Annotated in this window: 24 protein-coding genes and 2 pseudogenes; 15 read left to right on the top strand and 11 right to left on the bottom strand. The window is 39.3% G+C overall.

Going from position 1 to position 26,155, the window contains the following annotated elements; genetic code table 11:
• Position 1 precedes the first annotated feature (1 nt).
• Complete coding sequence (locus HIPMA_RS08435) at positions 2-853, bottom strand: PLP-dependent cysteine synthase family protein (protein WP_013682606.1); 852 nt, start codon at positions 851-853, stop codon at positions 2-4.
• On the bottom strand, positions 850-2,406 hold the full coding sequence (gene nadB, locus HIPMA_RS08430) for an L-aspartate oxidase (RefSeq protein ID WP_013682605.1): 1,557 nt from the start codon (positions 2,404-2,406) through the stop codon (positions 850-852). The genes HIPMA_RS08435 and nadB overlap by 4 nt, the downstream gene beginning before the upstream one ends.
• Positions 2,407-2,428: 22 nt before the next feature.
• Between nadB and HIPMA_RS09585 the strand changes: the two genes are divergently transcribed.
• The 12 genes from HIPMA_RS09585 (at position 2,429) to HIPMA_RS08375 (ending at position 14,065) form a co-directional block, all read left to right on the top strand.
• A complete protein-coding gene (locus HIPMA_RS09585) occupies positions 2,429-2,587 on the top strand; it encodes a hypothetical protein (RefSeq protein ID WP_169309476.1) in 159 nt (52 codons plus the stop codon).
• Between the two features lie 53 nt (positions 2,588-2,640).
• On the top strand, positions 2,641-3,552 hold the full coding sequence (locus HIPMA_RS09285) for a MarR family winged helix-turn-helix transcriptional regulator (RefSeq protein WP_013682604.1): 912 nt from the start codon (positions 2,641-2,643) through the stop codon (positions 3,550-3,552).
• Between the two features lie 2 nt (positions 3,553-3,554).
• Entirely contained in the window at positions 3,555-5,105 is a 1,551-nt protein-coding gene (hutH, locus tag HIPMA_RS08420; protein ID WP_013682603.1) for a histidine ammonia-lyase, read from the top strand.
• Positions 5,106-5,113: 8 nt separating this feature from the next.
• On the top strand, positions 5,114-6,052 hold the full coding sequence (gene hutG, locus HIPMA_RS08415; RefSeq protein WP_013682602.1) for a formimidoylglutamase: 939 nt from the start codon (positions 5,114-5,116) through the stop codon (positions 6,050-6,052).
• 9 nt (positions 6,053-6,061) lie between these two features.
• The gene (locus HIPMA_RS08410; RefSeq protein ID WP_013682601.1) at positions 6,062-7,204 is read left to right on the top strand and encodes an ABC transporter substrate-binding protein; all 1,143 of its coding nucleotides are present in this window, start codon (positions 6,062-6,064) and stop codon (positions 7,202-7,204) included.
• Between the two features lie 42 nt (positions 7,205-7,246).
• Complete coding sequence (hutU, locus tag HIPMA_RS08405; protein WP_013682600.1) at positions 7,247-9,247, top strand: urocanate hydratase; 2,001 nt, start codon at positions 7,247-7,249, stop codon at positions 9,245-9,247.
• 2 nt (positions 9,248-9,249) lie between these two features.
• Positions 9,250-10,500 (top strand): imidazolonepropionase, encoded by a 1,251-nt coding sequence (gene hutI / locus HIPMA_RS08400; protein ID WP_013682599.1) that lies wholly within the window; start codon positions 9,250-9,252, stop codon positions 10,498-10,500.
• Positions 10,478-11,341, top strand: coding sequence for a branched-chain amino acid ABC transporter permease (locus HIPMA_RS08395; RefSeq protein WP_013682598.1), 864 nt, complete (start codon positions 10,478-10,480; stop codon positions 11,339-11,341). The genes hutI and HIPMA_RS08395 overlap by 23 nt, the downstream gene beginning before the upstream one ends.
• On the top strand, positions 11,338-12,213 hold the full coding sequence (locus tag HIPMA_RS08390) for a branched-chain amino acid ABC transporter permease (RefSeq protein ID WP_013682597.1): 876 nt from the start codon (positions 11,338-11,340) through the stop codon (positions 12,211-12,213). Before HIPMA_RS08395 ends, HIPMA_RS08390 begins: the two co-directional genes overlap by 4 nt.
• The gene (locus tag HIPMA_RS08385) at positions 12,180-12,941 is read left to right on the top strand and encodes an ABC transporter ATP-binding protein (RefSeq protein WP_013682596.1); all 762 of its coding nucleotides are present in this window, start codon (positions 12,180-12,182) and stop codon (positions 12,939-12,941) included. Before HIPMA_RS08390 ends, HIPMA_RS08385 begins: the two co-directional genes overlap by 34 nt.
• Positions 12,922-13,638: an ABC transporter ATP-binding protein gene (locus tag HIPMA_RS08380; protein WP_013682595.1), complete on the top strand. Its 717-nt coding sequence runs from the start codon at positions 12,922-12,924 to the stop codon at positions 13,636-13,638. The genes HIPMA_RS08385 and HIPMA_RS08380 overlap by 20 nt, the downstream gene beginning before the upstream one ends.
• A 73-nt stretch (positions 13,639-13,711) precedes the next feature.
• Positions 13,712-14,065 carry a thioredoxin family protein gene (locus HIPMA_RS08375; protein ID WP_013682594.1) on the top strand — a complete coding sequence of 118 codons (354 nt, stop codon included), beginning with the start codon at positions 13,712-13,714 and terminating at the stop codon, positions 14,063-14,065.
• A 61-nt stretch (positions 14,066-14,126) separates the two neighbouring features.
• On the opposite strand, the gene HIPMA_RS09280 is transcribed toward HIPMA_RS08375, so the two are convergent.
• The 6 genes and pseudogenes from HIPMA_RS09280 to HIPMA_RS08345 form a co-directional block, all read right to left on the bottom strand.
• Positions 14,127-16,046 carry a WSC domain-containing protein gene (locus tag HIPMA_RS09280; protein ID WP_013682593.1) on the bottom strand — a complete coding sequence of 640 codons (1,920 nt, stop codon included), beginning with the start codon at positions 16,044-16,046 and terminating at the stop codon, positions 14,127-14,129.
• A gap of 2 nt (positions 16,047-16,048) precedes the next feature.
• Complete coding sequence (locus tag HIPMA_RS08365; RefSeq protein WP_148226573.1) at positions 16,049-18,037, bottom strand: carboxypeptidase-like regulatory domain-containing protein; 1,989 nt, start codon at positions 18,035-18,037, stop codon at positions 16,049-16,051.
• On the bottom strand, positions 18,009-20,108 hold the full coding sequence (locus HIPMA_RS08360; RefSeq protein ID WP_013682591.1) for a hypothetical protein: 2,100 nt from the start codon (positions 20,106-20,108) through the stop codon (positions 18,009-18,011). The genes HIPMA_RS08365 and HIPMA_RS08360 overlap by 29 nt, the downstream gene beginning before the upstream one ends.
• A 90-nt stretch (positions 20,109-20,198) precedes the next feature.
• Positions 20,199-21,149 carry a hypothetical protein gene (locus HIPMA_RS08355; RefSeq protein ID WP_013682590.1) on the bottom strand — a complete coding sequence of 317 codons (951 nt, stop codon included), beginning with the start codon at positions 21,147-21,149 and terminating at the stop codon, positions 20,199-20,201.
• A 72-nt stretch (positions 21,150-21,221) separates the two neighbouring features.
• Positions 21,222-22,136, bottom strand: a pseudogene (locus tag HIPMA_RS08350) (DDE-type integrase/transposase/recombinase); the annotation flags it as partial.
• A complete protein-coding gene (locus HIPMA_RS08345; RefSeq protein WP_052297345.1) occupies positions 22,091-22,441 on the bottom strand; it encodes a helix-turn-helix domain-containing protein in 351 nt (116 codons plus the stop codon). The gene HIPMA_RS08345 and the pseudogene HIPMA_RS08350, both read right to left, overlap by 46 nt.
• Before the next feature lie 104 nt (positions 22,442-22,545).
• Between HIPMA_RS08345 and HIPMA_RS09765 the strand changes: the two are divergent.
• The 3 genes and pseudogenes from HIPMA_RS09765 to HIPMA_RS08330 form a co-directional block, all read left to right on the top strand.
• Positions 22,546-23,034 (top strand): annotated as a pseudogene (locus HIPMA_RS09765) (IS1634 family transposase); the annotation flags it as partial.
• 309 nt (positions 23,035-23,343) lie between these two features.
• The gene (locus HIPMA_RS08335; protein ID WP_013682589.1) at positions 23,344-23,571 is read left to right on the top strand and encodes a hypothetical protein; all 228 of its coding nucleotides are present in this window, start codon (positions 23,344-23,346) and stop codon (positions 23,569-23,571) included.
• Position 23,572: 1 nt separating this feature from the next.
• Positions 23,573-24,145 carry a precorrin-2 dehydrogenase/sirohydrochlorin ferrochelatase family protein gene (locus HIPMA_RS08330; protein ID WP_013682588.1) on the top strand — a complete coding sequence of 191 codons (573 nt, stop codon included), beginning with the start codon at positions 23,573-23,575 and terminating at the stop codon, positions 24,143-24,145.
• Positions 24,146-24,172: 27 nt separating this feature from the next.
• Here the strand turns inward: HIPMA_RS08330 and cobK are convergent, their stop codons facing one another.
• Genes cobK through cobI form a run of 3 tightly spaced genes read right to left on the bottom strand, consistent with a single transcriptional unit; the run spans position 24,173 to position 26,153 of the window.
• The gene (gene cobK / locus HIPMA_RS08325; RefSeq protein ID WP_013682587.1) at positions 24,173-24,850 is read right to left on the bottom strand and encodes a precorrin-6A reductase; all 678 of its coding nucleotides are present in this window, start codon (positions 24,848-24,850) and stop codon (positions 24,173-24,175) included.
• Entirely contained in the window at positions 24,847-25,461 is a 615-nt protein-coding gene (locus HIPMA_RS08320; RefSeq protein ID WP_013682586.1) for a precorrin-8X methylmutase, read from the bottom strand. Before HIPMA_RS08320 ends, cobK begins: the two co-directional genes overlap by 4 nt.
• Positions 25,458-26,153 (bottom strand): precorrin-2 C(20)-methyltransferase, encoded by a 696-nt coding sequence (cobI, locus tag HIPMA_RS08315; protein WP_013682585.1) that lies wholly within the window; start codon positions 26,151-26,153, stop codon positions 25,458-25,460. Before cobI ends, HIPMA_RS08320 begins: the two co-directional genes overlap by 4 nt.
• Between the last annotated feature and the right edge of the window lie 2 nt (positions 26,154-26,155).

The following is a 26,155-nucleotide window of genomic DNA, read 5'->3' as shown; positions in this document are numbered from 1 at the left end:
TTTAGATGTATCTGTCTGCTGAGTCTGCAAAGATTACAACCACCGTTTTGTCTTTGTATTCATCTTTTATCTTTAAAGCCGCCCAATAGGCAGCTCCACTTGATACGCCAGCAAAGATTCCTTCTTCTTTAATTAATTTTTCCTGATACCTCAAGGCATCCTTATCTGATACGGCTACAACCCTGTCTATAAGGTTTATATCCAAAACAGGGGGTGCAAAACCGGCACCAAGCCCCTGAATCTTGTGCATGCCACTTTTTCCCTGGCTTAAAAAAGGGCTACCTAAAGGTTCAACGGCAACGGCAATTAGATTTGGATTGGAATGCTTAAGTCTTTTTGTAATTCCTGTAAATGTGCCGCCTGTTCCTATTCCGCATACCAATATATCCGTTTTTATCTGTTTTTCAATCTCTTTTGCTGTTGTATTGTAGTGAACCATCGGGTTTGCGTTATTTGAAAACTGATCCAGAAATGTATAGCCTTCTTTTGCAAACTCAATAGCTTTTTTAATGCTCTCCTTCATGCCGCCTTTTGCGCTTGTCAGTATTACATTAGCACCAAAGCTTTCCATTATCTTAATTCTCTGTTTGCTCATATTTTCAGGCATTATTATGGTTGTTGGTATATCAAGGTATGCGCCCAAGAAGGCAAGTGATATACCAGTATTACCACTTGTTGGCTCGACAATGCCCTTTTCTTTGTCTATTATCTTTTTGTCAAGAGCATCCTTTAACATACCCCAGGCAGTTCTGTCTTTTATTGAACCCGTGGGATTGAAAAATTCAAGCTTTGCATAAATACCACTTTTTAGTTCTACTATAGGCGTGGAGCCTATTGTATCTATTATGTTCATAGGTTTTTCTCTAAATCTTTTATATTGAAAGATATGTGCCTTTTGTTATCGTACGAATGCGGCGTATCTACACAATAATGAGCGCCAACGCTACTCTTTCTTAGTATGCCAGCATAAGCTATGGCTGATGCAATAAGTGCCATATTGCGCAGTGTTATACCCTCCGGACAATTGTATGGTAGGTTGTGTTTTAAAAATAGTGCCCAGCTGCAGTTTAATATTTCTTCCATCTCTTTCATCCGCCTTACGACACCCAATTTATTCCAAATTGTTTCCTTTAAGTCTTCTATTCTTCTTTTTAGAGCGAGTTTGTTGCAATTTATGGTATTTGGTTTTCGAACTTCTATGTTAATGGGCTGATAAGATTTCAGAAATTCTGTTGCGCTTTCTGCGGCCCTTTTTCCGAAAACCAAGCCCTCGAGCATTGAATTACTTGCAAGCCTGTTTGCACCGTGCACTCCATTGCAGGCTACCTCGCCTGCTGCAAATAGTCCTTTTATTGACGTTCTCGCTTTTACATCTGTCTTTATCCCACCCATAGTGTAATGGGCAGCTGGTGAGACAGGAATGGCCTCTTTTGATATATCAAGTCCATACTTTAAGCACTCGTTGTATATAGTGGGAAAGCGTTTTCTTACAAAATCTGCACCCATCTTTGTTGCATCTAAGTAAACTTTATCGATTCCGCGCTCCTTCATTTCAAATATTATGGAGCGAGCCACAACATCCCTGGGTGCAAGGTCTCCCAGTCTATGGTATTTTCTCATGAACTCCTCGCCCCTATCATTTATCAAAACAGCACCTTCTCCGCGCATAGATTCACTCAAAAGGAACTGGGGGGCGTTGTACCTTTTTAGTGCTGTTGGGTGAAATTGGACAAATTCCATATCTTCTAAGGTGGCACCAGCTAAGAAGGTTGTAGCTATACCATCTCCCGTTGTAATTTGTGGATTTGTGGTGTTTTTGTATATAGCTGCGTATCCTCCGGTTGCCAGTATTGCAGCATCAATCTTGTATACCTCATACTCTTCTGTTTTTAGATTCAGGAATTCTACTCCATAGATTTGATTGTTTTCTGTTAAAATGCGCAAGAGCATACGATATTCAAATATTTCAACCCTGCTAAAGGTTTTGAGTTTTTTAATAAGAGTTTGCTCTATTTCATGCCCTGTAGCATCACCCAAAGCATGCAAGATTCTGTTTGTGGAGTGCGCTGCTTCTTTAGTAAAGTCCAATTCCCCTTTATCGTTTCTATCGAAGTTAGCGCCCCAATTTATCAATTCTCTGACTCTTTCTGGCCCTTCTTTGACTAAAATCTCCACGGCCTCTTTTCTGCACAGACCAGCACCAGCCTTTAGAGTGTCCTCAATGTGTTTATCAAGGCTATCCAGTGGATTTAGGACAACTGCTATCCCACCCTGAGCCTTATCAGTGTTGCAATAGCTTAGTTTATCCTTTGAAAAGACTAATACTTCGTATCCGTTATTTAGCAGTTCTATAGCCGCCCTTAAACCTGCAACCCCGCTGCCTACTATCGCTATGGTTTTGTTCATTGTATGTCCCCCTTAAAAGGTTATGTGGGTTTTGGTATCTGGCGGCGTTATATTGGTTTTATGCCCACAACTTGAAAGGGCAAGAACCGTCAGACACATCACGATAAAAACAGCTAACTTTTTCATACTCCAATCCTATAAAAAAGGCAGGCTAAAATCAAGATTTCCCCATTTTGCTTGACAGGTGGTTAATTTTTTTGTAAAAAATTTAAGAACTTAATTAAGGACTTAAGTATGTCTGTTTACATTCGAGCTAAAGAACTTATATTGGGCAGCAGGTTAAAAAGACTGAGCGATAGATTTCTAAACGAGGTCTCTGTAATTTATAAATCGCAGAACATACCCTTTGAGCCGTCGTGGTTTGCCATTTTTTATATTTTGGATAGACATGGTAAAACTACTATAAGTCAGTTGGCTTATGAGCTTGATTTAACCCAATCCGCTATAAGTCAAACAATATCTATACTTGAAAATAAAGGACTAATTAAAGTAGGCACTCAAAAGGGTGATAAAAGAATCAAGGTTTTGGAGCTTACAGAGGATGCATTTAAACTTTTGTTGCAGGTTAAGCCTTTGTGGAAACTCATAAAGGCTAAGATGAGAGAAGTATTAAATGAAGGTGAAAATAGCAAATATCTGCTTGAGGCTTTAGATGAGCTTGAAATTTCATGTCAAAGAAAAAGCTTAAGTCAAAGGGTTTTAGAAGAGCTAAGTAATATAGACTACAGTATTGTTGCAGACTATAGGGGTGAATTTTACTTGCAATTGAAAAGACTGTTTTTTAATTGGATGTTTAACTTTGGATGCATTAAAAGCTCCCTTGTTAACGACTTTAAAGATACGCTAAAAAAAAGCAAACTACTTTTTGCTTTGAAAGATAGGGAGGCTGTAGCTTGCGTTTTAGGGGTGGAGGAAAAGGCTGAAACCCTTGTTTTTGTGTGTGATAAAGACGATGTAGACAACAGAATTGCCGCTGAACTGTTTTTGCGTTTTATCGGACAGTTTAGCCTGAAGAAAGCCAAGGTTTATTTAGATGCAGATAAACCTTTGATAATAAAGATATTAGCAGAAAACGGCTTTAGAAAGGTTGCTACAGAAGAAAAAACTGATGTCAACAAAAGATTGGCCATTTTTGAGAGGGGTTAAGTATGAAGGTTTTTAGATACGGAATAGATAAGCTTACAATAGGTGCCGCTATTGGCATAGCAGAGGGAAAAATAAAAGGTGAGCTAAATGATGTGGCCAAGTCCAATGTTCTAAGGGGTTTTAGTGCAATAGGTGAGATTCTAAAAAGGGATGAGGCGGTTTATGGTGTAAATACAGGCTTTGGTGTGCTTTGTAGGACGGTTATTTCAAAAGAAGATACAACTAGATTGCAGTACAATCTCCTAAAGAGTCATGCATGCGGCATAGGCAAGCCTGTTGAGCCTATGGTTGCAAAGCTTATGATGATTATAAAGGTTCATTCGCTGACTTTGGGTTATTCTGGTGTTTCGTTGGATACCATTGAGCGGATTATCTGGCATATTGAAAACGATGTAATACCTGTGGTTCCTGAAAAGGGTTCTGTTGGTGCAAGCGGTGATTTAGCGCCCCTTGCTCATCTATTTCTGCCTTTAGTTGGCCTTGGTGAGGTTTTCTATAAAGGTGAAAGGAAGCAGGCTTTAGAGGTTTTAAAGGAGCATGGATTGAAACCGTTGAGGCTTCATCCCAAGGAGGGACTTGCACTCATTAATGGTACGCAGTTTATTTCCGCCTTTGCCACCTTTGGCGCCTATAGGTTTGCAAGATACTTAGATGCTGCCGATATTATCTCAGCTGTTTCCATTGAGGCAACCAAATCATCAATAAAGCCATTTGATTATAGATTGCATGATTTAAGGCCTTATGATGGGTGCAGGTATGTTGCAAATAGAGTGAGGCTTTTGCTTGAGGATTCTGAAATTGTAAGATCCCATGCAAATTGCAATAAGGTTCAAGACCCCTATTCTTTTAGATGTATCCCCCAGGTACACGGAGCGGCAAGGGAGGCCTTTCTGCAACTTAAGAGAACGCTTGATGTTGAGTTGAACTCCGTTACCGACAATCCGGTTATTATCGATAAGGATACCGTCATAAGCGGGGGCAACTTTCACGGTGAGCCTGTTGCTTTGCCGCTTGATTATGCCACTCTGGCTGCAAGTGAGTTAGGTAATATATCAGACAGAAGGGTTTATCTTTTGCTTTCGGGGGATGATGATGTGCCAAAGATGCTGCTAAGAGATGTTGGTATAAATTCGGGCTTTATGATAAGCCAATACCTAACTGCTGCATTGGCAAGTGAGAATAAAAGCCTATCGTTTCCTGCAAGTGCAGACAGTATACCCACATCATTGGGTCAGGAAGACCATGTAAGTATGGGCTCAATTGCCGCAAGGAAGTTCAACGCCGTTTTGGATAATTTGAGCTATATATTGGCCGTTGAGCTATTGCTTTCTGCTCAGGCGCTTGAGTTTAGAAGACCTTTAAGATCAACTCCGCTTGTTGAGTATGTGCACGATGTTGTAAGGGAAAGGGTTAGCTTTGCTGAAGAGGACAGGATTTTCTCTGAGGACATAAATAAGGTGCACAGGCTCATAGAGGATGGTGCTTTTATAGAACAGGTGAATAACAGCCTTAAGGTGGATAATTCATTTAAGGAAAAGTTTTCTGTTTATTGAGGTGAGCTATGTCTGTTTGGTCTGGAAGAGTTGACGGAGATAAAAAAGATCAACTAAGGTGGCATCAGATTGTAAGGGTTGTGGATATAGATCAAATAGAAAAGAAGAATGGCTTTTGCATTGTTGGCTTTGCAAGTGATGAGGGCATAAAGAGGAACAAGGGCAGGGTTGGGGCAAAAGAAGGGCCAACCGCAATAAGGCGTCAGCTATCTTCTCTTGCCTGGCATTTTGATGATATTACCCTGTATGATGTCGGCGATATTGAGGTGATTGATGATTTAGAAGAGGGTCAAGAGAAGCTTTCATCTGTTGTAGCAGAAATAATAAATAGGGGGCTGTTTCCGATAGTTCTGGGGGGTGGCCATGAGGTTGCCTTCGGCAGTATTAAGGGTGCGTATAAGGGTTTGGAGGAGCCCGTGGCCGTTGTGAACTTCGATGCCCATTTTGATTTAAGGGAAGAAGAGGTCTCGACAAGTGGAACACCATTTAGGCAGATTGAAAGGGTTTATAGCAAGGATGGGTTTAGGTTTGACTATCTTTGTGTGGGTATACAGAGGGCTGCAAACACATTGGAGCTTTTTGAGAGGGCAAAAGAGCTTGGGGTTAGCTGGATTGATATAGACATGATAAGGTTTAACACAAAAGCAGCCATCAAGCTATTGAGCGATTTTTTAAAGGATAAAAGGCATATTCATCTGACTATATGCAGCGATGTTTTTGCCCAGAGTGTAGCACCGGGTGTTAGTGCACCAACGCCTTTTGGTTTATCTATTGATGAGTTCTTGTCTTTGTTCTATGTGGTGTTAAAAAGCGGCAAGATAGTTAGCTTCGATATAGCTGAGGTTTCGCCTGCCCTGGATAGGGATAATGCAACATCAAAGCTTGCGGCCTACATAGTATTTAGATTGGTGGATGGGATTGTTTCTAACGATTTTTTTAAGGTTTAGGAGGTGGCCATGAGGCTGAAGAGGTTTGTTTTGGGGATTGTTTTGGTATTTTTAACATCTGCTGTTTCTTTTGCAGGAGGTGTTATAAAGATAGGTTTTTTTGCACCCTTAACAGGATTTGCTGCAGCTGATGGGGCATCAGCCAAACATGGGGCTATGCTTGCAGTTGAGAAGATTAACTCAACCGGAGGCATCCTGGGTAAAAAGGTTAAATTGGTTGTTTATGATGATGGTGTAAGCTCTCAGCAGGCCGTGGCTATAGCAAGAAAGCTTATACAGCAGGATAGGGTCGTAGGCGTGGTTAGTGGATCATACTCCACTCCAACAAGGGCAGCAGCACCTATCTATCAGCGCTTCAGGGTTCCCTTTGTTGTGGCTTATGCCACCCATCCAGACATTACAAAAGCCGGTGATTATGTATTTAGGGTGGGATTTTTGGCCAAGGTTGAAGGAAGAGCAGGCGGATATGTGGCAACAACAATGTTGCATGCAAAAAAGATTGCTGTTTTGACGATGGATAACGATTTCGGCAAGGCTTTGTCTGAAGGTTTTGTCAATGAGGCTAAAAAGAACGGCGCTGAGGTTGTTGCAAACTTAAGCTTTGCTTTGGGTGAGAAGGATATGACACCCTATCTGACAAAGATCAAGGCTCTAAACCCCGACCTGATATACTGCACAGGTTATTATTCCGAGGGTGCTTTAACCGTTAAACAGGCAAAACAGCTGGGTATTAAAGCCCAATTGTTTGGACAGGAAGGGTTTGACTCACCGATGTTCTTAAAGATTGCAGGGAATGCGGCAAATGGGACAATAATCACAACAGACTTAAATAGGGATTCAAAAAGACCCATAGTAAAATGGTTTATAAGCCAATACAGGAAGCAGTTTAAGATGGAACCGGATATGGTTGGTGCATCAAGCTTTGATGCTGTTTATGTGTTGGCTGAGGCTATAAAGAAGGCTAATAGCACAAACCCAGCCAGAATTAGAAAAGCCCTTGCTTCAATTAAAAACTTCAACGGCGTAACAGGTAAAATACACGGCTTTACAAAAAAGGGTGAGGTCATAAAACCTGTTGTTTTACAGAAGGTTGAAGATGGTAAGTTTATCTATTTTGGTGTTGTCGATAAAAAGAACATAATAACACCTTAAAGAGGGGCTTGCCCCCCTCTTTAAATAAAAGAGGAGGATGTTATGGAGATTTTCAGGGTTTCGCTGCCTGATGAGCTACCGGAATACCCGCAGTTTGTTGAAGGTATAAGAAGGGCACCTGCAAGGTTTTTTAATCTAAATGAATATCAGACAAAATTGGCTTTAAAGAACGCATTAAGGTATATACCTAAGCATTTGCACGATAAGATAGCACCTGAGTTTTTGGAGGAGCTAATAACAAGAGGGAGAATTTACGGATACAGATACAGGCCTTACGGCAGGATTTGGGGAAAACCCATTGATCAATACGAAGGCAATACACTGGAAGGCAGGGCTTTTCAGGTTATGATAGACAATAATTTGGATTTTGATATCGCGCTGTATCCCTATGAGCTTGTAACTTATGGTGAGACTGGTCAGGTATTCCAGAATTGGATGCAATATAGGTTGGTTAAGAAATACCTTGAGGTTATGAGGGATGACCAGACGCTTGTTGTTATGAGCGGTCATCCGTTGGGTCTTTTCCCGTCTCATAAAGAGGCTCCAAGGGTAATAAACACAAACTCCATGATGGTGGGTATGTTTGATAATCCCGACGATTGGCATATAGCCGCACAGCTTGGCGTTGCAAACTATGGCCAGATGACAGCTGGCGGCTGGATGTATATTGGACCTCAGGGCATAGTTCATGGCACATACATAACAATTCTCAATGCTGCAAGGCTATTTTTGGGTGTTCCGTGGGATCAGGACTTAAGGGGGCATCTGTTTGTGAGCTCAGGTCTTGGTGGCATGAGCGGTGCTCAGGCTAAAGCGATAGAGATCGCAGGCGGTGTTGGAATCATAGCTGAGGTTGACTATTCAAGAATAGAGACGAGAAAGAGCCAGGGCTGGGTGAGCAGGGTTACAGATAGCTTAAAAGAAGCGTTCGATATAGCAGGTGAGTATTTGGAGGACAAAAAGCCCATCTCAATCGCATATCACGGCAATGTTGTTGATCTGCTTGAGTATATGGTTGAGAATAACATAAAGCCAGAACTTATAAGCGATCAGACCTCATGCCATGTGCCATACGATGGTGGATATATTCCTCAGGGTTTGACCTTAGATGAAGCACGCAGGATGATCAAGGAAAACCACGCTTTATTTGTCGAATATGTGAACAAGTCCTTAAGGAAGCACTTTGAACTAATAAAGGTTCTCCATGCAAGGGGAGGATACTTCTGGGATTACGGCAATAGCTTCTTAAAAGCTGTTTACGATGCAGGTGTGAAAGAGGTGGCCAAAAACGGTGAGACGACCGATGAGGGCTTTATCTTCCCATCCTATGTTGAAGACATTATGGGGCCGCTTTACTTCGATTATGGTTATGGTCCTTTTAGGTGGGTTTGTTTATCCCATAAACATGAGGATTTAATAAAAACCGATAAAGCTGCAGCAGAAATTATCGACCCCACAAGGAGAATGCAGGATAGGGATAACCACCACTGGATTGTAAATGCAGAGCAAAACAGGTTGGTTGTGGGAACTGAAGCAAGAATTCTGTATGCCGATGCATCAACGCGTGTAAAGATAGCGCTTAAGTTCAATGAGATGATAAGGAAGGGTGAGATAGGTCCTGTAATGCTTGGCAGGGATCACCACGACACCGGTGGCACCGATTCACCGTTTAGGGAAACGGCAAACATCAAAGACGGCAGCAACATCATGGCTGATATGGCGGTTCACTGTTTTGCAGGCAACGCTGCAAGGGGTATGAGCATGGTTGTGCTTTCAAACGGAGGCGGTGTTGGTATAGGCAAGGCTATAAACGGTGGTTTTGGTCTTGTTCTGGATGGCTCTGAGCGTGTGGATAGGATAATCGAAAGGGCTTTGGATTGGGATGTTATGGTCGGTGTATCAAGGAGAGCCTGGGCAAGAAACCCGCATGCTATTGAGGTATCAACCGAATGGAATGCAACCAAAAACGGTGCTATAACATTGCCTCAAGAGGCCGATGATAAGCTTATAAACGATGTAGTAAAAGAGAGGTTGAAAAAATAAAAATGGTTGACCTTCTGCTTATAAGGGGCAATATCTTTACTCCTATAGATGATGGCAAGCCAAAAACGCTAAAAAGGATGGATGAGCTTGCCTCTATCGAAGATGGTGCTATAGCCGTTAAAGACGGGGTTATTGTCGATATAGGCAAGACGGATGATTTGTTTAAAAAGCACAGGGATACAAAAAACATAGTTGATGCAAACTTCAGAGCGGTCTTGCCCGGTTTTGTTGATCCCCATACACATGCTTTGTTTGTTGGAACAAGGGAAAAAGAGTTTGACATGAGGCTTGCAGGCAAAAGCTATATGGAGATATTAAACGCCGGCGGTGGAATTCTAAACAGCGTAAAAAGGCTTAGGTCTGCAACGATTGAGCAGCTTAGAGATGAGCTAAAAAAGAGAATTAAAACATTCTTTGAGTATGGAACAACAACACTTGAGGTAAAAAGCGGCTATGGTCTGGATTTTGAAAACGAGATAAAGATGCTCACGGCTATAGCCTTAACAAAAAAAGAGACTCCAATGGATATAGCTGCAACATTCATCGGAGCCCATGCGATACCTGAGGAGTTTAAGGATAAAAAAGAGGAGTATGTTAAGCTTGTGGTTGAAAGGATGATACCCTATATTGCAGAACATAAATTGGCTGAGTTTGTTGATGTTTTCTGCGAAGAGGGTGTTTATACGCCTGAGGAGACCTTGCGTATAATTGAGGCAGGCTTAAAACATTCACTCAAGGCCAAGATTCATGCAGATGAGATAGCATCTATTGGATGCAGCGAGCTTGCCTTAAAGACAAAACTCTCCTCGTGCGACCACCTGCTGAAGATAAAAGAAAGCGGCATAGAGGCTTTAAAACAATCGGGCACGATGGCAACGCTTCTGCCTATAACGGCGTTTAGTTTAAAGGAGGAGTTTGCCGATGGAAGGAGGCTTGTTGATAGCGGAGTCGGCGTGGCTTTAGCCACAGACTTCAACCCCGGCAGCTCATATTCAGAATCCATGCCTTTTGCCATTACACTGGCTGTGCTTAATATGGGACTTACACCGAGGGAGGCTATCGTTGCATCAACGCTAAACAGCGCTTATGTGCTTGGAAGGGAAAAGTTGGTTGGATCACTTGAGGTGGGTAAACAGGCCGATTTTGTGTTGTTGAAGGAGAACAGCTATCTTTTTATACCGTATCATGCAGGCGTGAATCCGATTTATGCTGTGTATAAGAGGGGAGAGCGTGTTTTTTCAGCAGGTTGTTAACGGGCTTACCATAGGTGGCGTGTATGCTTTGATAGCCATGGGGCTTGCCCTTGTTTATGGAATATTGCGCATTATACATGTGGCGCACGCTGGTGTGTATGTGGTTGGTGCCTATACCGGTCTTTATGTGTTTATGTTTAGCCACAGTTTCGTTCTTGCCGCTTTGGCCTCTATGATAGCATCGGCGGTTGTTGGCGTTTTGATAGAAGAGCTTGTTTATATGCCTTTGCTTAACAACTCTCCCATAATTTCTTTGATAGCAAGCATAGGCGTGTTTATCAGTATAGAGGAGGGGATTAGGTTGGTTTTTGGGCCTTATATAAAATCCTTCCCTTCTGCTATGTTTTCCGGTGAATACCACCTGGGCAGCTTGATCTTGAGCAGTTCACAGGTGGTAGTTTTGTTGGTTGGTATGATAAGCATAGTGTTGATATGGTTTATCACCCAAAAGACCCGCTTCGGCTTGGCTTTAAAAGCCGTTTCTGAGGATATTGAGATGGCAGAGGGTGTTTCCATAGATTCAAGATGGATGATTATGCTTGCCTTTGCCTTTTCCTCTGCCTTTGCTGGTCTTGCGGGACTGCTTGTCGGTGCTTATTTTAACTCTGTTTATCCCTCCATGGGTGATGTGCCAGCCTATAAGTCGCTTGCCATTATCGTTGTAGGTGGAATGAACAATATTTGGGGTGCATTTTTTGCCGCTATCGTTATAGGTTTGTTGGAGACCATAGCTATCGGTGTTTTTAATGTTCCTCTGCCGAGGGATTCTTTGGCTTTTATCTTCATGGTGGTTATGCTTCTTATAAAACCTTCTGGAATAATGGGGATTTTTAAAAGATGAGCGGTTATTTGGTGACGCTTGCTATAACAGTCGGCATATACATGATACTTGCCTTGAGTTTAAATATAATCGTGGGTTACGCAGGGCAGATATCGTTGGGTCATGCGGCCTTTTGGGCGATTGGGGCATATAGCTTTGCCATATTGACAACCAAATACGGGCTTGGCTTTATTGAAAGCTCTGTCCTTGCCGTTATTATAACGACACTTGTTGGCATATTTTTGGGTCTTCCCAGTCTAAGGGTTAGTGAAGATTTCCTTGCTATTACAACAATAGGCATAAACTTTATAGTTCAGGGTATATTCAATAGCTCCGACTATTTCGGCGGTGCTATGGGTATAGGTGGGATTCCGTTTCCCACATTTAAGGGTGAAATGATATCAAACACGGCTTTTATGTTGATGGTGTATGGGTTTGTGGCCATTACAATAGTTGCAAGTTATATGTTTAAGCGCTCCTGGGCTGGGCTTGCAAGCTTTGCCATCAAGGATGATGAGCTTGCAGCAAGCGTAAATTCTGTATCACCAGTTAGGTTTAAGCTTTTATCCTTTGCCATCGGTTCTGCTATAGCTGGCATTAGCGGTGTTTTGTATGCAAGTTTTATGAGTTTTATATCCGCTGCTGATTTTTCCTTCCCTGTTTCTGTAACAATACTTGCTATGGTTATGGTTGGCGGTGAAGCCACAATAATAGGGCCTATATTTGGTTCGGTTTTGCTGGTTATATTACCTGAGATTTTTAGATTTATTCATGATTACAGAATGCTGCTTTATGGTTTGTTGCTTGTGTTTATGATGAGATTTCAGCCAGATGGATTTTTTGGTAAGAGAGGGCTTGTATGGGGAATTCTAAAGAGATTCTCAAAGGTGTAGGCATAACCAAGCAATTCGGTGGTCTAAAGGCCTTAGACGGCATAGATTTTTCCACAAAAGAAGGTGAGATATTTGGCATAGTTGGGCCTAATGGAGCCGGCAAAACCACGCTTTTTAATATAATTAGCGGTGTTTTGAAACCGTCCAGGGGCAAGATATTCTTCAAAGGAAACGATATTACCTCATTTAAACCGCACAAACTCGCAAGGCTTGGCATCGGAAGGACTTTTCAGGTTGTAAGACCTTTTAGGAGCTTGACGGTGCTTGAGAATGTGGCCGTGGCCTGCGGTGTTGAGTTTTACAGTAATGTATTGGTTGTGTTCAGAAAATGGCATAATAAAAACATTTTAAAAAGGATCGATGCTATCCTTAAAAAAACGGGCTTATATGAGTTTAGAGACAGGCCTGCCTCTCAGCTTCCATTGGGTTTTCAAAGGAGGCTTGAGATAGCAAGGGCTCTTGCTTTAAATCCGTCTATTATTCTGCTTGATGAGTCGTTTTCAGGGTTGAGTTTTTCTGAGATAGATGAGCTAAAGGGTTTAGTTTTAGAACTGAATCAAGAAGGTTTAAGCATTATTGTAATAGAACACAATATGCCTATAGTTATGGAGTTGTGTAAAAGGGTTATGGTTATAAATCATGGCAAGAAGATTGCAGAGGGTTCTCCTGTTGATGTTGTAAATAATAAAGAGGTGATAGAGGCATACCTTGGAAGGAAGTATTCTTAGAATAAGAGACCTTTATGTAAGTTATGGCAAGATAAAGGCTATAAACGGCGTTTCTATTGAGGTTAAAAAGGGCGAGTGCGTGGCTATAGTTGGGGCAAACGGAGCAGGCAAAAGCACGCTTCTTAAATCTATTATGGGTTTTGTAAAAAGACAAAAGGGTGAAATTTTGTTCTTGGATAAAAAAATAGATGGTCTTGCCACACATACAATAGCAAAGATGGGCATATCCTTTGTTCCAGAAGGTGCACGGGTTTTCCCTTCAATTAGCGTTTATGGTAATCTTTTGTTGGGAGCTTATAAAGAGAAGGATAAAACCACTATAAAACGCAGGCTTGAACGGGTTTATGGTATATTTCCAAGGCTCAAAGAGAGGCTTAATCAGGCTGCAGGAACCCTTTCTGGCGGTGAAAGGCAGATGCTTGCAATGGCAAGAGCCCTGATGGGAGAACCTAAATTACTTATGGTAGATGAGGTTTCTTTAGGCTTGATGCCCAAGCTTGTGGATGTTGTTTTTGATGTTATAGATAGATTACACAAAGAAGGGCTGACCATACTGCTTTCTGAGCAGAATGCCCATAAAGCCTCTGAGGTTGCAGATAGAATTTACATACTGGAGTTAGGAAAGATTTTAAAGGAGACAGACAGAGACGGTATTCTAAACGACCCGCTTATAAAGAAGGCTTATTTAGGCATGTAGAGATTATCCTGTAAAATTTACTATAAATTTGGTATTGCTAATAGTGGCGGAATTGATTTTTGGGAGGTTTTTTATGAAAAGCATAAAGGAATTGCCAGAAACAAAGGGAAAATATGTGTTGATGTTTGTTAGCAACCACTGCCCGTATTGCAGACAGATGGAGAAGTTGATGAAACAGATTGAGAAGGATTACTTAGACAAGGGGATAGAATTTTATGTTTTGAATATCTCCTCGAATCCTGAGATTGCCACAAAGTATAACATAATGTCAACGCCCTTGACCTATTTTATGAATGGTAAAGAGGTTGTGGGTAAGGAGATGGGCGCAGTATCAAAGAGGGCTGTGGAGTTAGAGCTTGAAGAACTCCTGAAGGCTGGAGAGTTTATAAAGAAGATTAAAAAATTATTTGGCTTTGGTAAGGGTTGATTGGCAAAAGGGGCATGTTGTCTTGCTCAAGGTGAGATTGTTCTTGCCCCCGAATGTAAGTTTATCTAACTTTGAATGAAATTACATCAATCTCTTTGCCATTTAGCATTATTCTCACTCTATACAAACCAGCCGGCCATTCTTTGTTGTTTTCAATTCTAAAATTAACATATTTATCTTTTGGTGAGGTTCTATTAACTGTAACGGTTTTTTGTCCTATTAGGTAATCCTGGTTTGGTGTAACATAGTACCATTCTGCTTTAATTCTGCTACCCTTTGGCAACATATAAACCGAGCATGTTAGGTTTACATAGTGCTTTTTGGCACTCAGGTATTCTGGGTAGCGCATTGATATATAATCCTGTTTATCCTGATATACAGCACATTTGTCTATGCTATAGTGTGGAGTCTGGTTGTTTTTTTTATTTTTACATGAATAGTATTTCTCTCGGGCTATTTTATATTCAGCATATGCACTTTTGGCCTCAGGCGTATTGGATTTACCTGCGCTCATTAGCCCAACAACCCTATTATAAGATTTTACAAATTCTCTATAAGCATCTTTGCAATTTATTGATGTTGTAGCTCTATTTTGAGTGTTTGCTTTATTTTTTATAGTTGTCTTTGCAGTCTGGTTTTTCCCGGCACATGTTATATATCTAAACCCATCGCAAAAACCCTGATTGCAAATTTTACCGTCGTCAATCACATATGTAGGGGATTTTGCACCAATGTCGTAGTCTTCTTCAAATGATATTGCCCTTTTAAACCCCATTTTCTTACAGAATTCATCTGCAGCACCTTTGCCGCAATCTTGAGCCCATAATCTACACCAATCAAGCCTATATCCGTTTATCTTTGGATATTTAAATGTTTTTGTAGTCTCTGCAGTGTTGTGTTTTATGCCAGATATACAACAATTTCTTTTGACTGGATTTGGTATGGCGTTTTTAAGCCAGCATCTGGCATAAGCCCCTTGGATTGTGTATGGTTTTACATACGTCCATGCCTTACACTGTGGGTCTTTATTGCAAGCGTTTTGACAGAGCCTATAGTCCGGATAGGGGAGATTGAAGTTTTTATAGTCAGATCCAGGTCTATCGGTATTTGGCTCAACTCCACTACTATAATAAAGCCTTGGGACATTCGGGCCTGACACATCGTAAACATCATTTGCCCAGCTTCCGCCACAGATTTTATTACTGTCGCCTGTGCATCTCATATTACAGTTTGTAGCCCGTCCAAATCTTGCGTACCTATTGCCACAGAAACAATAGCCGCTGTATTGCACACCTGCATACCTATAGCCTCTTCTTGCACACTCCCTCATGCACAGGTTAGGTGTCATTCTATCGCTTCTGAATCCAAATGCAGCCAAATCCCTGCCCCTTAGACCAAACGGGTCGCCCTGGTCTTTGAAGCAGCCTAAATAGGTGTAGTTGTTATTTGGTTTGTATGGATTATTATTTTTATTGTTGTTTAGGAAGTTCTCACCTCCTTCTGCCGTGTTGTAAATTACTGATTGTTTGTTTCCTTGATTTTTATTTGTATTAGACATCTTATCCAAAGCATTTTTTACGATTAATAGTTTCTTTTTGAGTATAAAGTCTGCAAGCGGCATTACTTTCGCTATTTTCCATTTGTTAGACTGTTTTTGGAGCAGGAAGACCAAGTCATTATCCTCGTTAAAACTCCGCTTGTTGAATCTATTGTAGATCGTTACGTTTGCATGCACCGTTACTATTGCTTTATCTCCAAATACTTGTGTTTTTTTGATTCTTACACTGTTGACCCTTTGGTTAACTGCTGCAAATACCACTTTGTAAACCTTCAACCGATCTGGCGTTGGGTTGTAAAGTAATTGTTTTATTCCTGACAGATTTTTATTCTGAACAAAGTTGAAGTAGTTACTTATTACGTCAGTGTAAGCTCTGATTGGTATGAGCAAAACCAATAAAAAAACAATAAACATTTTTTTCATCTCTACTCTCCTTCCTTCCAAATTTTTACAGAAATATAACGTAGATATCTATCTTTATAGCCATCACTGTCTGTTATGATTACAATTATGGGCAAGAAATCTATATCCTGATATGCACGTGCTATCTTTCCATATTTGGCGTAAGCTTTGTATATCGTTGTCAAATTGGCATATACGGCCTTCAACACCTCCAATTGCATTGTTTGACCAAGAGGGATGTTTTTGCCGCTTAACAGGTTATTTATAGCATCGCCTAATAGAGCGCCACCTACTGCACCGTCTGTTATATTTGTGAGAGATGGGCTGTTATGCGCTTGTTTTATTAGATTCACATAGTCCTTTGTGCCAAACTGGATTACGTATGAGTCTATGAGAGACTTAAACTCATCGCTTGCAGGGTATTTTAGTGGCAGCTTGCCATTCTGAGCCAATGGTATGAATATGCTACCCAAGACATTTAGGTTTGTAGTCAAAAGGTCTTTCCACAGTTGCGGTTGATCGTTTAGATCGAAACCTATCTTTCTGGGACTAAAATAGAAATCGAACTCTTTGCCGTCAAATTGACGTATGAGTGTGTTATATCTAATACTGCTACCCTTGCTCTTGAAGCGTCCCCAGCCACGAATCAGTATGCTAAAGTGGTTGCTATCAATGTCTTCAATAAACACTCTTGAAGGCATACTTTGCCATAGTTGTTCTTCTACACCACCGGGAAGCAATACCTTTGTTATGTGTGGCTTTGGAGATAAAAATGAGAGCTTTATAAATCCAACCTTTTCCTTTTTGCCATTTTCAAGTGAGTAAACGGTATATCTTGAGATTATAGGAAATAGCGCTTTATCGTTTGAACGATTAACAAGGTTTACATCTAACTTTGGTGATTTAACTTTGAATGTTGCCACGCCGTTAGAATCCGTTGTGATGTATTTTGAGTCGTATGAGAACTTGGCGTAATTTACTATTCTGCCGTTGTGTAGCAGTGGCATGTTATCGGTTGATATGTAGAGTTTTTTATTTCTCACAACGCCTTTATCGCTTGTAAGTCTAACCTTTACATTTTGTATTCTACCATCTGCAGCAAGTGTTTTGGATAAAACCTGAGCTGTAAGATGTGGAAGTGGCTTCTTTAGATGCAAATCTTCGTTAAACTTTAATGTTTTATTTCCTTTGGGGTTGATGGTTAAGTCAAATTCAAAATAACCGTTAGAGTCGCTCTTTTTTGTGAATGTTTTACCCAAAATTTTAAATGTTACAATAGCTGATGGTAACTCCTTGCCCTTGTTATCGTACACAGTGCCCCAAACTATTAGCCGTTTTGTTGTATCTATGTTTATCTCCCTTTTATCCCAATCATTTAAAAATCCCTTTTTGCTTGCACTTACTTTGTATGTTGCTGTGCGGTTTGCAGATGTATTTTGTTGCGAGGTAGAGCACAGACAATTTAGCTTTTTAATTCTTTCCACCATGGGTTTTAACAGATAATCTTGCGGATCTACAAGCCTACGATCTGGGTAGTCAGTCCACAGTACAATTACGGCGCATTTCTCCGCAAGCATATAGTACCTTCTAAAGTTATACCTACGCTTTGCTGTGCAACCAATATCTGCATATGGTAGAGTTATCTTTCGAGAACCCAATGATTTACAGTATTTTTCTACCTTGAGTCGTGCAAGATTTGGCTTTGGATATATATAAAGGCGTATCGTTAAATCTCTATATCCACCTGGCCCTCCCCGCCAGGTTCTTGAGTATGTGATTGATCCGTCTTTACTATTGTATGGGCCAGAATCGTACCTTGCTTGTTCTATCACATCCCCGACCTCTTTTGTTGTTGGAAAGATATTTTTTATCTGAGGTAAACTACAGTATGCCTTTGCCATTGCAGGTAAAATTACAATAAAAACCATGAACCTAAATATAGTTCTTAGATAGAATAACCGCATAACAGTATTATCCCTTCTCTTACTCAATGCTTTGCCACGCTTTAACAAAGATTGGCTTTGTTGTGATTGTTGAGTATCCATCCATATCAGTTACCTTGACAAAGATGTTTATTTTAAACAAGTCCTTGTAACTATCTGCTATTTTTCTGTATTTTTTATAAATATTGTAAGTTGTTTTTGCATTCTCATAAATGGCTTTCATTAGTTCCATCTGTAGATTGTGCTTAAGCTTACTTGAGCTATTTCTTATGAGCGCCACTAAGTCATTTGCAATAAAAGCTCCACCGACAACCATATCTGTTCTTGATACGCGATCTTTATTTTTACTGTTCAAAAATGCTTGAGCCGAATTTTTGTATTCTCTTGCACCAAAGGCAAGTTTAGAACCTCCATACACTCTCTCAAAACTTACCTTATCTGTTAAAACAGTTGATAGCCACCCCTTTTTAATTTTTCTCATTTCCTCAAACGATGTACCCTCATTCAAGGTTAATAAAGTGCTCATTAATACTCTAAGATTCGTATCGACAAAATCTTTCCATACTTGTGGTTGTTTGTTTAGATCCAGACCAAGTTTATCAGATGCAAAATAGAACTCAAATTCATTGCCTTTATATCTGTATTGATGGAAAACGGTTTTATAGATTTTGCCACCTTTCGTTTTGAACCTGCCATAACCCATGAGTTTTATGTTGAATGTATTGCTATCTAAGTCTTTTATGAAGATTTTTGATGGAATGATTTGCCAGTGCTCTGCATCCATCCCTCCGGGCAAGAGAAATTTTACAATTTCAGGAAATGGGCTATCAAAATATATATCAAATGTACCTAACTTCTCTCTTTTTGATACAGTCATAGTAGCTGTTATTGGGAAGTATTTCTTTGAATCTGAGATATTGTTTAGTTTGCTTTTTATAACCTTTGGTGTAGGTATAATTATAGTTGCAAAACCATTTTTGTTTGTTTTGAATGTCTTTGAAAGAATTGGATGCGTTATGTAATGTATTTTTTTGTTATTGTGAGTAAAATCACTGTAGTTTAAAAAGTATACCTTATTGGCTGCGGGTTTGCCATTTTCTTGTATTACTCTTATTTTAAGTTTTTGGTATCTCCCGTTTGCAACAAATTTACTTGTTGAAACTTTGATTGCCACTTTTTTAGCTTTTTCTGTTAGGTATAAGTCTAAATTTATTGTTGCGGTTCTGGTGCCTTTAGAATTAATTTTAAGTATTTTTCTATAGATTCCCTCATTATTGCTTTTAACTGAGTATCTTTTTCCTCTGAATTTTATTGTGATATTTGCCCCTGGGATTGGGCTTAATTCCTTAGAGCTTAAGATATTACCTGTTAAAGCTACCTCTTTCAAAGACGATGGGTTCAGGCCTTTTTTTGAAATACCGTATTTTATATCATACTCTAAGACGCTGGGTTTAAAACCATCAGATTCAGCAGAAACTATAACTTCAAAGTCATCACTGTTTTCCTCAGGATTCCTGCTTTTGCTTTCACCGCTCAATTTCTTTAGGATAACATTATAGAGCTGATTTCCTGCAGTTTTTACGAAACCCTTGTCTTTATTCGGCTTTGAAAGTGAGATCATAAAAAAATAGCTGCCGGTAATTTTGAAGTATGAAATACTTTCCCGTCTGTATTCCGTAGCAAGTTTACTTGATGTGTAGAAATCCTGCTCTATCATTAGCTTCTCAAGATAGAAAAAGCCGTCTTTGGAGATTTTTTTGAATTTATAGATATACCTTGTTGAAATTTTTTTGCCTTTTTTAATCACGGTGCGGTTTTTTAAGGCTTTAAACTTTGCGGTAAATTGATTAAAAAATTTTTTAGCATTTTCTGGGGTTTCACAATAATAGATTCTTAAAACACCAGCATAAGCTCCTGCATATGGACCGCTCTTAAACGATAAGTGCACACTGTTTCCCCAATGGCAGAATGGATTTACTATTTCAATAACATCATTAAAGTTGTAAAGTTTAAATGGAGTAAAACTTAAGTCTTGTTTTGTGACTTTCAGTTTTTCCTTTATTTTGTTTAGGTCCTCTGCGTGTGATATTGATAGAAGCGAGACTAAGAATATAAATGTTAAAATAAAATATCTTTTCATCCCCGTTCTCCTTATTGTTTAATTGTTTTTTGTAGTGAAACGACGCAATCTACTTTAGAAAGCAATTAGTTCAATACCGCAATAGAAACCCTAAATTTTACTTCTAACCAAAATTGCCACATAGTATTCTCCTTTCTTGCAAATTATTATCCTACTCTTTCCCCAATACTCACTCGATGTTGTCCTAATAACATACACTCCACCGCTTGCAACAGCAACGCTCTCCTCATCAAAACTCATTTCGTAGGCTTCTTTGTTTAGTTTTTTTAGATGAAATCTAAATCCTGTCGGGTTTAACCTTTTGTAGTTCTTTGAATCGTAAAGCAGTATGTGTATGTTGCACCTATCTCCAAACGCCTGAGTCTTTTGCTTTACAAAACCTAAAAAACTCAAGAGAGCTACGTTACCCCTTTTTTGTAGTTCTTTTATATCTTCATCACTGACTCTAAATATTACCCTAAATGGCTTATCTTTTCTTTCGATGAGCCATTTGGATTTACAAAAGTTTAAAAATTTGTCAAATGGGTAAAAAGTGGGTTTTTGTCTTGGTGTTGTTAGATAGTCGTTGTATGTGAGCTGGCAATCTTTATTTGAAGGGTGCTTTATTATTACATTCCCGATCTCTATTTTTGATATCCTGTTTATATCTTTTGGTTTTATAACCCACCTGACGAGCACATAATCTTTTAAAATTTCTATTTTACTTTCATTTCTTAGGTAAACGGGTAAATTTCTCTCAAATATATTTCCATCAACACCCAAAGACAGGTAATCCTTGTTCGGTATTTTTACAGAAAACCCATAAGGAGGTGCATTGTTCACTATCTTTGGTTCAAAATTAACATAGAATGTAAAGATTTCTTTGTTGTAGATTAGCTTTATTTTAAATCCTCTGCAGCTTTTGTTATTTTTGGTTTCAAGAAGTATTGTGTTGTTAGATAGGCTAAAGTTGTTTGTTTTTATATTACATGGGTTTTGCTTTTTTGGCTGGCAGCTTATAAGAAAAAATAAGAGTGGTAAAAAAACCAAGCTTTTTCTCATAAGAATGTTTCCTAAATAGATTATCTTGCTTAATTTTATGTAAATTTTTAATGTAATTCAAGTCTTTTAATTCTAAATTAAGCATTGGGCAAAAAGGTAAGTGGTCCACACATACTTACCACCTCTACTAAATATATACAGGTTCACAAACTTACTCAACCATTCATAAGGGTAGCCTGCTACCCTTATGATATCTTCCAGTAGTAAGGTTGGAAACCTTACTATGTTTTCAGATATCATAGCTTTTGTTGATTTCAGTTTCTCAAAAGGCGTTAGGCCGTTCATGTCTATGCCATAGTGAGGTCTTGCTGTATTCCATGTATCCTGCCATTGTTGAGCTTTGAGCAAGAACTCAGCGTCATTCCTGCACCTTTCTGGATGAATGGAGAAAAATGATTCATCGTCTTTTCTGTGTGAGTTTTCAACTATAGCCTGGAGGTGTTTTGCACCTGGTGGTATGGGTTTTAACTCTACATTCAGTTTTGAAAAGAATTCGTTGTATTCATCCAATTTTCTTCTGCTTGAGGATGCAAATTCAGAACCGTTGTCCAACCTTATGTTTATTTTTCCCCTTACATTGTGCAGCTTTAACCACAGTACGACAAAAAGGATAAAAGCAAATCCAAAGGATGCAGAAAGAGTATGGGAGTAAGCTGTAAATCTCATTCTCGTTTTTACATCTATTGCGTTCCATTCATATTTTGGCAGGTCGTATTTCTCTATGTGTCTATACACGCTCTTTGGTAGAGATGTTTCATACAGTATGTGTTTTGTGTCTATCTGAAGGTGGCTAAAGGGCGTCAGGTGTTCATAATCATAAAGATGCCTTCTGTTTTTGTTTAGAGTCCTTATTTTCTTTTTCCTCACCCTGTTTCTCTTTAAAACCTTCTTTATTGTGTTTTCGCTTATCTCTATGGAGTATTTGTTCTTTAGGTAATAGCTTAGAAGCCTGTATCTGTACCCTGTGCTTTTTGCCTCTTTAACAATATGGTCTTTGTGTATTTCTGAAGTGTCCTTAGACTCCCTGTGTATCCCATATCAGCTATCTCTCTTAAAACGACAGTAGAAGGAATCCTATCTGGATAGGCTTGATTAATCCTTGTCCTTATATAATCTTTGTAACCATCAAGCTTTGAGGGGTAGCTTCTTTTGGAATACGGTTTTAAATCCTCCTCTTTCAGTCTTTTTGATACCGTTCTTCTGTTTAGACCAAGAATCTTTGATATCTGTCTGATTGACAACCCTTGAGAATGCAGTGTGTGAATCACAACAAACTCCTCCTTGCTAATCATAGTACTCTCCTTGAAAAAGATTATTCCAGGAGAGTATAAACAATTACTAAAAGTGGTGCACTTTTAGTAGACGTTTGCGGTGTATTTTAGCACGGCGGATGACAAATGAAGAATACCTAAAACAAAAACAGAACCAAAAGAGTGGCCTTTTTATCCTTGCAACCAATGATATGACACTGTCTGCCAAGGAACTGCTTGATGAGTATAAATCTCAACAGAGAATAGAAAGGGGCTTTAGGTTCTTAAAATCACCAGAGTTTTTAAGCGATGCCATGTTTCTAAAGAACCCAAAACGCATTGAAGCAATGCTTATGATAATGACACTCTCTTTGCTTGTCTATTCTGCCTTGGAATACAGAATAAGAAGTGAGCTTAAAAATCAAAACAAATCCTTTCCCAATCAACTTGGCAAACCCATTCAGAATCCCACTGCAAGATGGGTGTTTGAGAACTTCTTTGCTATACATCTACTCTTACTTAATGGGCAAGAGTAGATTGTTGGGTTGGAAAACAAGCATAGGCTGATATTGGAACTATTGGGTAGTAATTATATGGGATTTTATGGTATAAACGGAGAAAGAGGTGCGGAATGAGGGATAGAAAACCTATTTTTTAGGTAATGTAAAATTGCTTGTGCTACCCTTTGAAGGGAGAAGAGCTATATGTTATAACCCTTCTTTGAGAGAAAACTAACCCTTCCAAGCCAGAGCCAATGCCGGGTATCAGCTCGGCTTGGAAGGTGTTTTAAGGATCTGAAGGATTGCATGAGAATAAAAGGGATATTTTCATTCTTAGGGGAATGTGAGAAAAGTTTCTTTACCTTTTCTTCAAAGACAAGGATGAGGAGTATTTATCAAGAAAATTAAGATACTCAGAATACCTGATGGAGGCCTTTGGGTAGGATGGGGAAGTTAAGTGAACTAATCAGGAAAAGGGGTGACACAAAAAAGTTGACATTACCATTGGAATACATACATCAAGGAAAAAGCAAAATATACATAGACAACGAAAAAACCAAAAATATCTGCTCTGTAACCCTCACACCAACATACCGCTTCTCTAACTCAACATACTTTAAAGTTGAAGGTGTCATGGGTAGAGATTATGCTGTAGATAGAGAGGTTTATTAAAATGGCATTTTTTCCTATGTTTGTTGATTTATCGGATAAAAATGTTTTAGTAGTGGGTGGTGGAAAAGTAGCGACAAGAAAACTAAAATCTCTCTTGATGTTCAAACCAAAGATAACAGTTGTGTCTAAAAAGGTCAGTTGTTTTATAAAGGAACTCGCAGAAAAAGGGGTAATAACGTTACGTACCAAAAGTTTTGAGCCAAAAAAAGACATTAAAGACAGTGATTTAGTTATAGTAGCAATTGACGATATAGATCTTCAACGCACAGCATATGAGATCTGTAAGAAAAACAATATACCCATAAATTGTTCTGATGGAGCGAGGTTTTCTTCTTTTATATTTCCTTCTGTTGTTGTAAGGGATGATTTTGTTGTGGGAATATCCACATCTGGAAAGGCGCCTTCTGTATCAAAAAAAGCTAGAGAAATTTTGGATATAGTTGTACCTGATAATATTGGTGCAGTTATAAAAGAAATAGAAGCTATAAGAAGATCTGTTCTTGAGAAAAATAAAAAAGAAGAAATAGAGAGATATTTATCAAAGTTAAAATGGAAAACGCCACTATTAGGCTAATTTAGGCCTTTTCATATTAAATTATGTTTAAATATCTAACAATATCACCAGATAGCATCCCTTTCTCTTTGCAGCCTCGATCTTAGCATCCAAACCACCAGCCCTGCCGCTGTTTTTTGAAACCAGACAATCTATATCAAACTCATCAAGCAAAGCCTTGTTTAATTTAGAAGAAAACGGCCCCTGCATCGCTATTATCCTGCTTGGCTCTATGCCAAGCCTAAAGCATCTATCTATAGAGTCAGAAAAGGGTAGGACCCTAAAATATCCATTGTTTTTAAATTCAATAAACTCATCTAAAAGCTTGGAGCCTATAGTAAACAGAATGCTTTTGCAGTTCTTTTTAAAGAATCGCTTTGCCTCTTCTGTGTTTTTAGCAAGAAAGATGCGCTTGTAATCAAGCTCGACGGATACATCTCGTTTTTTATCCTCATACGGTATACCAATTTTAGCAGATACATTTTTGGCTATCCTTGAGATCTCTTTAGCATACGGATGTGTTGTATCGACTATTCGATTGATCCTGTATCTTTTTATGAAATCCGTAAGCGTCTTTTCTGAGAACTTGACCTGTTTGACCCTTTCACCATAGAGTCTATAAAAGACATTAAAACCATAATCTGTGGCAACGGTGATTATAAAATCATCCTTTAGGCTATCAACCACCCTGTGGGTGTCCGATGTGCCACCAAGAACCAAAATCATAAGTCAAAAGCCAAGCCCGCTATAGCCCTAAAGGCACTTGCAGCGATCGGGCTTCCACCCTTTGTTCCGATATTTGTTATGTAAGGCAGGTCGGATTGCATAAGGAGTTTTTTTGAACTTTCTGCATCCACAAATCCCACAGGAAAACCCAAAACAAACGACGGCTTTAGCCTTCCTGTATCATTCAGCCTCAACACTTCAAGCAAAGCAGTGGGCGAATTACCGATAACAAAGATTATCTTCTCAAACATCTCATTTGCCTTCAATATTGAGCATTCAGCCCTCGTTTTGTTCTCTGTTTTGGAACGCCTAACAACATCGTCATCGTTTATAAAACAGTGCAGTTTAACGCCTATCCTTGAGGCAAAGGCTTCGGTGATACCCGCTTTTACCATATTTACATCACACACAACGCTGTAACAATTCTTTAAAGCAACTATGCCCCTCTCAACCGCATCTTCCGAAAACTTTATCAGTTGTGCAAATTCAAAATCACCGGATGCATGGATTATCCTTTTGACTATAACTCTCTGTTTTTCGTCAAATCCGGTTAGATCAACATTGGCTTCTATTATCTCAAAACTCTTCTGCTCTATATCCTTACCCTTCATTTCAACCTCTTCAGTATAGCAACAGACAGATATGCATCCGATATTTCATCCTGTTTTGCATCCATAAGATCGATGATCCTTTCACCCTCAAGGTAGAGCCTGCTTCCAAGGTAAGCATATTCAAGCTTAACGCTCCTTATCAGTTCAAAAAGCTGCCTAATCCTACCTCCTATCTTCATAACAACAACTGTATCTACAAGCTCAAACAGTCTAACAATTTTATCTACACCCTCTTTTAGCTCAACAACGGCAAACGATTCACCCTTTAACACCAAAGGCTTTTTAACCCTATTGGCTAACGATATAAAAGACGGCACCCCCTCGACAATCTCAAAATCCACACCAAGATGTGTCAATCTTTCAGACAGATAGTTAAAGGTCGAATATATGGAAACATCGCCTATGGTGGTGTATGCAACCCTTTTGCCCTGGCTTATGAGTTGCTTTATCCTGTTAGCCTCTCTATCGTATGCTTCCTTTAGATCCCCTTCGTCGTTGGTTGTGGGAAAATTAAAAAACTCAATCCTATCCTTTTCAACAATATCTTTTACAATCTCCAATGCCACGCTTCTTGGAGATAGTTTTGATTTAGGTGTTATCACAACATCGCAACCCTTTAAAATCTCATAAGCCTTAAGCGTGATGAGCCCACTATCGCCAGCACCAAGGCCAATAACAAAAACCTTATTCATAA

The organism is Hippea maritima DSM 10411 (genome assembly GCF_000194135.1).
Classification (GTDB): Bacteria; Campylobacterota_A; Desulfurellia; order Desulfurellales; family Hippeaceae; genus Hippea; species Hippea maritima.
This window is presented reverse-complemented; position numbering and strand designations above follow the sequence as displayed.